This is a genomic window from Bacillus sp. HY001, assembly GCF_007558965.1.
GTDB classification, from domain to species: Bacteria; Bacillota; Bacilli; order Bacillales; family Bacillaceae_G; genus Bacillus_A; species Bacillus_A mobilis.
The window spans coordinates 1-13,109 of sequence record NZ_VLTE01000091.1 but is presented as its reverse complement, the minus strand read 5'-3'; the positions used below and the strand labels follow the sequence as shown (position 1 = coordinate 13,109).

General features: G+C 32.5%; 7 protein-coding genes and 2 pseudogenes. 2 read left to right on the top strand and 7 right to left on the bottom strand.

Going from position 1 to position 13,109, the window contains the following annotated elements; all coding sequences use genetic code 11:
* From FOT98_RS27435 to FOT98_RS27405, 7 genes and pseudogenes are all read right to left on the bottom strand, one after another.
* Nucleotides 1-215, bottom strand: a pseudogene (locus FOT98_RS27435) (hypothetical protein); the annotation flags it as partial.
* 310 nt (nucleotides 216-525) lie between these two features.
* Nucleotides 526-735 (bottom strand): hypothetical protein, encoded by a 210-nt coding sequence (locus FOT98_RS33085; RefSeq protein ID WP_001021329.1) that lies wholly within the window; start codon nucleotides 733-735, stop codon nucleotides 526-528.
* 482 nt (nucleotides 736-1,217) lie between these two features.
* On the bottom strand, nucleotides 1,218-2,228 hold the full coding sequence (locus tag FOT98_RS27425; RefSeq protein ID WP_000609152.1) for a zinc-ribbon domain-containing protein: 1,011 nt from the start codon (nucleotides 2,226-2,228) through the stop codon (nucleotides 1,218-1,220).
* A gap of 13 nt (nucleotides 2,229-2,241) precedes the next feature.
* A complete protein-coding gene (locus FOT98_RS27420; protein ID WP_000263523.1) occupies nucleotides 2,242-2,544 on the bottom strand; it encodes a hypothetical protein in 303 nt (100 codons plus the stop codon).
* A 1,080-nt stretch (nucleotides 2,545-3,624) separates the two neighbouring features.
* A pseudogene (locus FOT98_RS27415) lies at nucleotides 3,625-5,467 on the bottom strand (sensor histidine kinase).
* The gene (locus FOT98_RS27410) at nucleotides 5,467-6,147 is read right to left on the bottom strand and encodes a response regulator transcription factor (protein ID WP_000756749.1); all 681 of its coding nucleotides are present in this window, start codon (nucleotides 6,145-6,147) and stop codon (nucleotides 5,467-5,469) included. Before FOT98_RS27410 ends, FOT98_RS27415 begins: the two are co-directional and overlap by 1 nt.
* Nucleotides 6,148-6,175: 28 nt before the next feature.
* Entirely contained in the window at nucleotides 6,176-6,991 is an 816-nt protein-coding gene (locus FOT98_RS27405; RefSeq protein WP_001997354.1) for a C39 family peptidase, read from the bottom strand.
* Nucleotides 6,992-9,405: 2,414 nt separating this feature from the next.
* Between FOT98_RS27405 and FOT98_RS27395 the strand changes: the two genes are divergently transcribed.
* Together FOT98_RS27395 and FOT98_RS27385 are read left to right on the top strand one after the other, a co-directional pair.
* Nucleotides 9,406-9,936 carry a cysteine hydrolase family protein gene (locus FOT98_RS27395; RefSeq protein ID WP_000589748.1) on the top strand — a complete coding sequence of 177 codons (531 nt, stop codon included), beginning with the start codon at nucleotides 9,406-9,408 and terminating at the stop codon, nucleotides 9,934-9,936.
* 477 nt (nucleotides 9,937-10,413) lie between these two features.
* Nucleotides 10,414-13,109: beta strand repeat-containing protein (locus FOT98_RS27385; protein ID WP_144291188.1), on the top strand; the 2,696-nt coding region annotated here is incomplete at its 3' end.

Genomic DNA, 13,109 nt, shown 5'->3' with positions numbered 1-13,109 from the left:
AAATTATACTTCAAACCTTTACTGAAACATACTTTTTCATGTTTAAAACGAGGTTCCTCAAAGTAATCTTTTATTTCATTCCAAGCTGTCTCAATGTCTTTTCCGTCGCGTATTCTAGGAATAATTAAACCACAGAATAGTTGTACAAATGTTTCTGCTTGTAAATACCTTTTTTCTACTTTTTTTATTTTTTCTTTCATAAAAGGAATTTTCATATCAATTCTCCTCAAATTATAGTATATGACAATAACATCATAACATATAAATAAGACAATACCAACTATTCGTTAAATCGGAATTTAACGAACAGTTGAGGAAATGTGAGTTAAACTCCCCTCCTATCTTAATGTACTGTACAAAGGCATGAAACTCTAAACTCTCATTTTTGGGACTAGCTTGGGCCAAGAAAATCCAAACTAAAGTTTTATAGATTTACAGAACTAAATACATGTGATCTTGTGTGAACGTATATGTTTAAATACTACGTTACTTTTATTTATAAAAAAGGCATCCTAAGATGCCTATCTATTCTGTAACAAATTTAAATACATAGTACATAAAAAATAGACAAGATAGATAGGCTAGCCTGCCAGCAACGGATTCTCTCATAAATTTCATAAGTATGACTTTGACAAGCAATGCTAAGAATAACGGTATAAATAGTACCATAGCAAGTTTGATCGCTATGTCATTCATTATTGGATTAAATGGTTCGAAATTAATTATAATATTCACTTACCTTTCTCTTATCGTTCTATTTAAAGAATAAAATTATACAAATAAACTCGCTAAAAAGATACCATAAGGTTCCTTCCTCCAACTGAACAATCTTAATTTTAACCGGTTCTTTTGCAAATATAAGACGCATTTCAGGGAACAATCAGGATTCCTACCGAAATTGTTCTTTTTTGTCATATGCATGGCTTCTACTCCTATATAATATTATCCTTTATAACAAAAAAGCACTGCTATGATTTCTAGGAGTATTGAAAATGTTCTATCGTACTAAATTCACTTTATAAATAGAACATATAATAAAAGACCTTGCTACACAAAATAGCAAGGTCTAGATATAGTAAAATAAGCACCTTAGAGATTTATAGGTGCTTTTATTTAAATTCATTTCCACAAAATAAAATGTAAAAAACTAAAAAAGCAAAAAGGACACTTTTTTAGTTTTTTAGCTTCCCAGCACAAATTTGAAAAAAGATTTCAAGCTATCCTTCACTATCTTTAAATTTTCCTCTTAAATTCTTCTCAAAGATAACCCTATTATCTTCCATCTTATTATAAGTTTGAAATAAAGCTTCTCTTTTCTTTTTTCTTACCCTTGGTTCTGGAGGATAACATGACGGACATTTTGCAGCCCCTTCATGTCTAGCTTTGACCATTGCTTTATATTCATGTCCACACTTACCACAAATCCACCATGCTCTTTCGTTACATCTGGTAGATGTCTCCTCTGGTGTTGTTACACCATATACTTCTTTATTCTTTGTAGGATGCCATTCTTTTGCTATTTCTGGGTTATGAAGAGCAATTGACTGTTGATACTTTTCACAAGTTCTACATCCCTTACCATTTTTCACTCTTAAATTTATTTTTTCTCTCCACATATGACCTTCTTTACAAACCCACATTACTTCTTCATTTGAAGTATAAATTGCCTCATATGGATTTCGGAATTTCTGCCGATAACATGTGTCAAAGATACAAAACTCCTTTGCTATCTCTGGATACATTGTTGCTAATGAGTTGTCTTTGCAAACTTTCTTATTTGAACAGTATGGACACACAGTTTTATCATGAAGTCTACTTCTAACAGACTCCTTCCACTCATGACCCTTACCACATATCCACCATCTAACATTCCAATTCTCTTCATCAATCATCTCATTATCAGGTGTTACATCTGCATTTCTTTTGAAATTCCATTGCTTAGATAAATCTGGATCAATACATCTAAGTGATTTAGCTTCTATTTTATTAACATTGTTTAATTTATCTAGCTGCTGCTTTTTCTTCATACACTTTGGACAAAGCTCATCTTCAACTTTCAGCCTATCATTAGGAGTTGATCCCCAAACATGTCCCTCAGAGCACTCCCACCAAATATATTCGTAACTTCCATATGTAATATCTTCAGGATTCAAGTGACCATTCTTGATAGGATGCCATTCACTTAACAGCTTTTTAGAAAGACCTGTATTTATAAGTAAATTAATCATAGTATTCTCACCTCTATTTTTCTGATTCAATCCACCATTTGTCTGCGTTCAATTCTTCTGTAGTCATCTCATACTCATCTAATTTAACAATTTCATTTTCCCTATTAAAAAAGCAAGGCTTTACAAATATAGAAGCATTTCTATAACTATAACTTTCACCTTTATACGCTTCAATTTTAGAAATTTCTAGCTTATAAACATATAATGGATGTGAATATATTTGTCCAACTTTAAAAGTTTTATCACTATTGTTTTCCGAAGAAATCTCTTCAACTATCACTTTACTTGGAGTACCATGGAAATGACTATCCCACATTACGTTTCACCCTAACTTTAAATTTATTTAATTCTATTGTATCAGAATATTCACACGTGCAATTAGGAAAAAGGTATAATTTTATCATTATTTTCATCTATTATAATAAAATAAGTTAAAGATATTACTGGCTAAGTAGTTAAGAGTTTTTTGTCCTATGTTCAAAAGGTTTAGACTTTCATGTCCTGTTATTAAGACATGAAAGTACCTACAAAATTTATAATAATGGCTATTTATCAAAGATTCTTTATAAGTTTTTAGTTTAGAGTTTTTTGGAACTTGATTGGATAAGAAAATCAAGTTCCAAAACTTTATTGATATACAGAACTAAATACATGTAATCTTGTGTGAACGTATAGGCTTAAATACTACATTACTGTTATTTATAAAGAAAAGACATCCTAAGATGTCTTTCTACTCTGTAACAAATTTAAATACATAGTACATAAAAAATAGACAAGATAGATATGCTAGTCTGCCAGCAATCGATTCTCTCATAAATTTCATAAGTATGACTTTGATAAGCAAGGCTAAGAATAACGGTATAAAAAGTACCATAGTAAGTTTGATCGCTATGTCATTTATTGTTGGATTAAATGGTTCAAAATCAATTATAATATTTACTTACCTTTATGCAACTTCTTATTTATATAGTTTAATATAAATAAACTCGCTAAAATGATACCATAAAGTTCCTTTCTCTAACTGAACCACCTTAATTTTAACCGGTTCTGGTGCAAATATGCATGGCCTCTACTCCTATATGATATTACCCTTATATAACCAAAAAAAGCAACGCTATGGACGCTTTAGCCTACATATTCTTCAACTTTACTAAAGATACCATTAATAGATGGAGGGGTATAATTATAATCGTTATCAGTGAACATTAAAAAAGATGATTCCGATTGAATATCGGAACCATCTTTTCCGGGCTTGATTTTTCAGTTTTTTTTTATTAAACTGTCCATTTTAAAGGGTACATTTCAGTTGACTCCGCACCTTTTTAAAAATAATTTATATGAATGTAAATCGCCTTTAACACCACAGTAAAATCTATAATATCAATGTTACATCTTACTACTTTGTATCCCATTTTTCTAAATGGAAGTAGAACAATACCCCATCTTTTGTATTAGTTACACCGTACTTTACATTATGTAAATCTAATATATTTTTTACAATTGAAAGTCCAAGACCCGTTCCACCATATACTCTTTTTCTTGATTTATCCACTCTATAGAATTGATCCCATATTTTATCTATGTTTTCTTCTGCTATATGTGCCCCTTTATTTTCAAACCCTATATATACGTCATGTTGTTTCTCGTTTACATCTATCACAATGGTTCGATTCGCATCTGTATAGCGAATCGCGTTGGTAAACAAGTTTGTTATGACCTGTTCTAACAGATGTGTTTTACCTTTAACACAAACATTATCTATATTTAATTTGATGTGTAGTGATTTTTCTTTAATTTGAACTTGTAAATCTTTTGCTGCCTTTTGAATTAAATTCCCTATATTAACCTGCTCCATCTGTATTTGGTACGTTCCGGATTCATATTTAGCCAAATTCAACATTTCATCTATTAACACATTCATTTTCTCTATTTCTTTTTCTAATGCTTCCCAATAATATTGATTCATTTCAGGCGCGATTCCATCTTGCAGCATAGATGCAGATATTTGCATGACACTGAGTGGCGTTTTTAATTCATGCGAAACGCCTGCAATGAAATCTTTTCGTGTCTGTTCTAATTTTTTCTCTTTTTCTAAGTCTGTTTTTAACTGATTGATATATCCTTCCATTCTTTCTGAGAGTTGATTAATATTAGAGGAAAGCTCACCAATTTCATTTTTTGATTTGATAGAAAGCTTATCTTGAAATTGAAATTGCATTATTTTTTTCGTTGCTTCATTAATTTTTAGTAATGGTTTGGTAATAATTCTTGAATAATATAAACATACAACCAGCGATAGAATCAGCACAAATGCTATAATATATATAATAATCACTCATTACATCTGTCACTTTTGTAATCGGTTGTAACGAAGACAATGTATAAATGAATTCATTTACTTGTCCATTTTGCATGAGTGGTTTTATCGTTTCTAGATACTTGATTCCATCTATACTGATTTCATTCTGAACCCATTCGTCTCCTTGTAATTTCACTTTATCGCTGATCCATTCCGATTGAAATTGCAAAATACGATTTGCAAACACCTCATTACTATACAATGTATTATTCATTTTTGAATTGAAGTAAACTGGGAAATTTATCTCTGTTACAATTCCCTCTAAGAAATAATATTTCTCACTTTCTTCTTTTGAAAAAACCTTCATACCATTTTTAGCACCAGACATCATATATTTATCAATCTGATAATAAGTAGGTGCAACAAAATTTCCATCATAACCTTTTATTCTCAATGTTGTAGGAATCACTATGTCTTTATTCGATCTTTTACTTACTGTATCCATGATAGCTAGTTTAGTCGTTTTATTGAGTAAACTTGTAATTAATATACTGAAATTAGGATCCATATCTTTCTTTGCATTGATTAAATTATTAAACACAACCTTAGAGGATCGACTCGAATCATTTTTATCAACTGTTTTTATATAATGATCTCCTGATGGTAATTTCTTGATATTGGCTTCTTTATCGAGCCTAGCAATCATAATACCCTGCTGATTAGCATACGAGAGTTCCTTCCTCTGGAGTGTATTTTCATCCTGTTTATGAGCTTCATAAAATGTATAGTACCGTTGTAATTGCTTCTGAACATTTTCTTTTTCTTTATCTATATATAAGTATTTCATCACATACATTTGTCCGAAAAAGATAGCTGCGATAATCATGCAACATAGTAAAAAGGTAAGAGAAAATAACTGAAACACAATCTTCTTTCTCATCATTTTTCTACCTCAAATTTATAACCCGTACGAACAACTGTAATAATGTGTTTTGCTTTCTCACCAAGTTTTAATCGTACATTACGCATATGTGCAGTTAGTGTTTTATCATCTCCATCATAATCGTATCCCCAAATATTTGTGATTAACTGCTCTCTTGATAGTACTTGTTCCTTGTGTTGCATTAAAGAGTGTAAAATTTCATATTCTGTATGTGTAAAATCTATTTTTTGTCCATCTATTGAAACAGAACGTGCTGATTTATCTAAGCGAATACCACATAAATTAATACAGTCCTGATATTGTACTTGTTGATTTGTATCTTTGAACAAACGTTTTGCTCTCGCTAATAAAATAGACGGTTTAAATGGTTTTGTTACATAATCGTCTGCCCCAAGTTCAAATCCAAGTAACGTATCATCTTCATCACTTCGTGCCGTTAATAGGATAATAGGAACATTAGAATTCTTTCGAATACGTCTACACACTGACCATCCATCCATTAATGGGAGCATAATATCCAAAATAACTAAACTGATATTATGCTCTTGTTCAGCAAACAAATCTAGCCCAATTTGACCATCTTCCGCTGTAATTACTTCATATCCATCATGCGAGAAATAATGGGCTACAGTCTCTCGGATAATCTGTTCATCTTCAACTATTAAAACTTTTTTCATCTCTATTCTCATCCAATCTACGTTCGTTTTACATTGAAACTGTCATCGCTTGTCTTCCCATTTGAATCCAGGCTTGTTCAAAACTATTCCGATCAATTGCTCTGTGTTTGTCCTTCTTTAGTGGATCGTTAATATATACATATTGTTCATCATAATCGGTCACAACGACACTATGCTGGTGATATGTCACTTTCATTTCTCCTGCATCTGTACGCCATGTATAAAATTCATCATCAGGTAACCGTTTAAAACGGGCATTTGTTAATACCCATACAGGTTGCCCTCTGTCTATCGCCTCATATATTTGCTGAGGTTCTTTGTGACTTAGATCCTTCACTTTCTCTTCTGAAACATACTCCTTTGCCAATTCTAAAATCGGCTCTACATAAACACCTAGTCCAGGTTTATCAAATGTAGCTATATCCCCAATAAACCCTTTGTGCATATTCCCCTTTATACCCTTTCCCTGAAATGGTACAGACTTTATCTTTGCAGCGAGTTCCATCTTATCGACTTGTACACCTGAAAATTGCAACACCATAGCAAGGCTCGTTACTTCACAACCTCTCATCAATTCTGGTTTTTGTAGAATCAGCGGCACATCCAATGGCCTTACTATCACTTTTTCTTGCTCTATGGGCCTATTTTCTTTTTCAAGTACCTTTTCTGATTCTACTGATTCATTTCTCATATATTCTACTTCTGATTTTGCATTCTCCTCTTGTGGTATTGCAGGTTGTATTTTAGTAAATATAGGAATATCACCATGTGACATACCAATGTTTGTATTTAATACTGATAGTGTAAATACAAACAGGGTTGTTTTTCTAAATGGATTCATCATTATCTCTCCTCGATGCTTTATAAGGAGAGTGTAATTTGTTTATATTTAGATAAAATCATATTTATAGAAAGACAAAGTAAAATTCATATCAAGATTATATAAAGATAATTGCTTTACGTATTAATCTTATGTGCTACAAATATTGCTTTCAACAAGCAATATTTAACTTCTTTAAGTTCACGTTCTAATTTTTCGTACTTTGCAAAAAGTCCTCGAATTCTTTTCATTAAAGTATAATCTTCGAGATTTTAGGTATGTGGTTTGATTATTATTTACAAATCCTATTGCTATATGGTAATTACTATTTATCAACAATTATTTGTGAGATTTTAGTTTAGACTTTTATGTCTTTCTACACTTGTACATGGACATAAAATAGATACTTTTTAGAAGAGAAAGTATCCATTTTCATGAATATCTTTTGTTACTTATGTAGAATTAAATTTTAGTTGAATTTCACATTTAATTAGGTTTTACTATTTAGTTTTGTTTCAAATGCAGTTAAATTAGTTGAAGCCTTACTAAAATTTGGTTCAGAAAGTTGTTTAGGTCTTCGTACTTCTGTCTTCTATTGGAGCTACACCTTGTATCTCTTGTAATATAGAATTTGCTACATTTTCTCTATAAAATTCTTCAACTATATTTTTCAAATAAATACAATTTCTTTATTCCTTGAATAAAATCAATAACTCGGCATACAATACCTCTGCATCGAGCAGTTAGACTGGGCTAACTGCTCTTTTATTGAATAAATTTTTAGGGCATGTTAACAATATAGGTAATCCAAGTTTGAATACGAATAAACATTGTATTCATAGTATTTACTAGAGCAGTTAGTTTTTTCTAGCTGCCTTTTTGAGTTTTTCCGAATAAAATTCTAAATTATGTGTTCACGAGTAATAATGGTAGATAAAGAAATAGGAATTCATCATTTATTTAGTTGAGTGGATATGCAGGGGAATTTACTCCGTTATTGGATAAGGACGGAAAGTCAATGTTAAAACTATATATTCGAATAAAACAATTTATATTATTCAACTATATGGTAGCTTTAGTTTCACAAGGAAATAAACAACTTTATTATCTGTTTTGATTTCAGAAGTAAAGCTGAACTTAACTTTTTTAAAAGGAGATACTACAATTTAAGCAGTGCCTCCTTTACGTTTTTATAAGTGAGTTTTAATGACCTTATTGTTTCTATTCATTATGTCCAATGCTATAGATGGGCTGATGCAGCTTGAATTCACAGTGACTTCTTTAATTTTGTTTTTCCTTTTCTTCTAGGAATGAGCAGTTAGTTTTCTGCTGAATGCTCTTTTATATTAACTTGTTTGTCATCATATATTACGGATATGTAGCTATTAACTCATAGGGTCTTCTTTTAAAGAGCACTTGTACCTAGTGCTCTTTTTAGTTTCCTTATTTAGCTCACTTTTAATTTTACATAATATTTTTAATTCCGTTTATACTATAGTTGTAACTTTAAGTTACAACGTATTGTGGGTATCGTTATTGTTGGACAATAAAGCAGTTAGTTCATTGAGCTAGCTGCTTTATTATTTAAATAATAACAACATTAAACCTCTCCCTATAAATTGTTATTCATAACATCATTAGTTACTATATTTTAGTTTTATTTCCCACTTTTCCAGCATATTCTTTAAGAAGGGTGTTTAGCTAAAAAAGTTACCTCCTTATCGATGAGCACTCACTTATGTAGTGCTCCTTTTCATGCTGTACAATTCTGTTTTACTTGTATAATTATATATAGTTTCTTTTTTGAACCTCCCACATTCTTTTTTACAAGTTGCAATGAAACAGTTAGCTTTTTTCTAACTATCCTGTTTTTATTTTTCACTTTTTAGTTAAACGTACATATATTAACTTTGAACAATGGCCAATAGGATACTTAACCTACCTCTCTAAGAGCACATTTATATCTGTGCTCTTTTTTGAGTCACTTTAAAATAACGATTTTGTTTAGTTATCATTTGATTAATCATATTTAAAATTTTTTAACATATCTTAATTTTAATCAGGAATTACACTACCCCCCAGTAGATCTGTAGTTCCTGTAATTGAGCCTATAACTCTGATTAGAACCTGTTATAAACAACAGGTTCTATTTATGGTCATTCTTCATCCCCATCGTTGCGATAGGTAAGACTTTGAAGTTATCTCCATCTTTTGCGCCACTTAACACTGTACGTGCGAAATTCACTACATTCAAACACCTCTAGGCTACATTAAGCAATACAAACTTTATTAATGTATTCATTTCTAGCTTGAAGATAAAAAAATTCATGATTCCACATATTTATATTCTCTATCCATTTTGGATACTTTAAAAATGGATACTTATTTTATACATATTTTACTTGTATGATTTTAATCAAAATGTGAGGTGGTCGTTTATGATAAAAGGCTATGCAGCATTGCTTATTATAGATGTACAAGTGGGTTCATTTAAAGAAGAAAGAATGCTATATAAAGGAATTGAATTATTAAAAAACATTCAATTGTTAATCCATAAAGCTCGTACTGTCCAAGCGCCTATTTTTTACATGAAGTTTAATGGGAAAACAGGATCTTTATTAGAGCATGGAAATCCGGAATGGGCAATTCATGAATCTGTAGCTCCACTATCTGAAGATATCGTTCTTGAAAAAAACCACCCTGATTCATTTCATGAAACAAGTCTTCAACAAGAATTGAATAAAAGGGACATCGAACACATTGTGATTACAGGCGTTCAGTCTGAAATATGTATAGATGCGACGTGTCGACGTGCATATAGCTTAGGGTATGATGTTACTCTTGTTGAAGATGGGCATAGTACATATGACACTACATTATTATCGGCATCCCAAATTATTAAGCATCATAACGATATAATAGGTGAATGGTTTGCTGATTTGAAAAAAGCTCAGATAATTGAATTTTAATTAATCTTGAATAGGTTTTTCTTGATAGATATAGTACGAATCATTTAAATTTAGCTAAGGTATTAATCCTGTTTCCTATTATTAAATATATGTTTTACTGTATGCGATAATGTAATAATTATATTCTAATAATTAAATGCCCCTTTTAGGGCTACAGACACACCGTTATTAAGTAACAAAAAGCTTATTTTTTTCATTTTGGGGTAATTCTAAATTCTTAAGTTGATGGGCATGTGGTGCTATCCAAAAGTCAAAATAAACAAAATAGAGGAACAAATGCAGTTTTATAAATCAATGTTTGTGTCCCTGGAGTTTCCTTTAATGTTAATATTAACTGATTTAAAAATAGCCCTTGTTACTATTAAATTCCTTCCAATGATTAAGGAAGGAATTTATAGTTCAATTATACATGTTCCTTTTGATTGTTTATATGCATATCGTATTTTGACCAAAACTATATGCAAATGAGGTGAAAAAATGCCCATTACGAATCGATTTTCTACCACTACTAACGGGGCACTTGCGATTACAGGGAACACACTAGGTTTAAGTAAAATTAGTAACCAAAACCGTGCTGGTACAATCGGGGCAATTGGTGCATTCGTAACTACGAATACCGCTTTACAAGTACCTACTTTTCCTGCTGGTACAACGTTAAACTATACACAAAATAGTTCTACCGCTGTATTAAATATCCCTGCTGGTAGTACGATTCTTTACGCAGAACTCGTTTGGGGTGGAAACTATTTATCTCGTGATCAAAACATTACGAGTGTTTTAGGAAACCCTGTTTCTTTTACTACACCTGTTTCAACATACCCAATTACCCCTTCGGCTGTTACAGCTTCAAATCAAACTTTCGTTTCTGGATCTGTCACATTTGGATTCTATACACGTTCTGCAGATGTAACATCTCTCGTTCAAGCTGCTGGATCTGGCTCTTATACAACTGGCTCTGTCCCTGGACTTGTTGATCCTTTAGATGCTTCTAATGGGGCTATCAATTCTTCTGGATGGACGCTCATTGTCGCTTATCAAAATGGGACATTGCCAGCAAGAAACTTAACCATTTATGTAGCGGGTAACCGTGTTTCTGCTGATACCGGTAGTGCAGATGTAGCTGTTTCAGGATTTTTAACACCTTCCGGAGGACCTGTAAGCGGACGATTATTTTTGAGTTCTACCGAAGGGGATGCTGATTTAATTGGGGATCAGGCTCTATTCGGACCAAATTTCAGTTCATTAAACGCTTTATCCGGACCAAATAATGCCATAAATAATTTCTTCGGTTCCCAAATTAATAATGCTGCAGGAAACTTAGATACAACAGGGACATTTGGAACGCGAAATCAAAGTGCTTCTTCAGGTACAAACATCTCTGCAGGAAGACAAGGCTGGGACATTACTTCCATTGATATTTCTCCCTATTTAACAAATTCTCAAGTATCTGCCGCAATCCGTTTAACAACTAACGGAGATGCATACATGTTAAATACAGTCGGTTTACAAATTAATATAAACTCACCTAATATACAAGCAACGAAAAGCGTGAATAAAAGTGTAGCTACAATTGGAGACATTCTCACTTATACAGTTACTATCCCTAATACCGGACTTCTTCCCGCCAATAACGTTATTTTGACAGACATTCTCCCTAATGGGACTTCCTTTATACCTGGCACTGTAATGGTAGATAACATACCACAAACAAATGCAAATCCTGCCGCTGGTATATCTCTTGGAACAATCAATAATGGTGCTTCTCGTACAGTAACTTTCCAAGCGACTGTCGTTTCTCTGCCAAATCCAAATCCGATTTCTAACACTGCTAATATTACATTTCAATATACACCAATCGCCGGTGGAACGACCTTTAACGGTCTTGCAACAAGCAACTCTGCTGGAACACAAGTTAACCTCGCAGATATTAATGGCACAAAATCAGTTAATAAACTTTTTACCGATATTGGTGAAACGCTAACTTACAGTATTGCCTTAGCTAATATAGGAAATATCGCTGCAACAAATGTTATATATACGGACCCGATTCCTAGCGGGACTACTTTCATTCCAGGGAGCGTAACTGTGAACGGAGTTACCCAAGCTGGCGCAAATCCCGCTACTGGTATATCAATTGGATCTATTGCTGCTAATTCTACGACTACGGTTTCATTTCAAGTATTCGTTCCTTCTATCCCGCAAACAAATCCCATATTAAATAGTGGTACAACAACTTATCAATACATTCCTGTGCCAAATCAACCGGCAGTAAGCGGGACTGATACGACGAATATTGTCTCCACTCAAGTGAATAATGCTACTGTAACAATGACGAAAGCAGTAGATAAAAATTTTGCAGATATTGGTGATATACTAACGTACACCGTTTCCTTTACAGGTACAGGTAATACGAATGCAAACAATGTTATTTTTACAGATGTCATTCCTACTGGAACAACTTTTGTTGTAAACAGTGTAACAATTGATGGCACGACACAAGTGGGCGCAAATCCCGCTAACGGTGTGAACATTGGATCCATCCCAACTGGTACAACAAAAAATGTTTCATTTCAAGTAGTAGTAAATACAATACCCGCGTCAAACGTCGTATTTAATGGATCAAGCGCTTCTTATCAATATACCGTCAACCCTAGCCAATCACCAGTTACAAAAAACATTTCTTCTAATCTCGTTTCCACTCAAATTAATAATGCGAATGTAACATTAACAAAATCAACTAACAAACAATTTGCCACAATTGGCGAAACGATAAGTTATACAATCCTTATTACAAACAGTGGAAATACAGCTGCAACTAACGTACAGCTAACAGATTCACTTCCAAATGGAACGATATTAACACCAGGTTCGGTAACACTCAACGGTGTTTTACAAAATGTAGATTCACTCGTTTTCGTACCTATTGGTACAATACCAGGAGGAGCTACTTTCACCTTATCCTTTCAAGTAACAGTCATCAATATTACGACCCAAAATCCTATCATTAATAACGCCTTCGCTTCTTATCTATATACTGTAAATCCAAGTTTGCCACCGACTTCAAAAACAGCAAATTCTAATTCTGTTACATCAACAATTAGACTAGCAAATCTCCATGCTAATAAATCTGTAGATAAAACGTTTGCGGAAGTTGGTGATGTATTAACTTACAC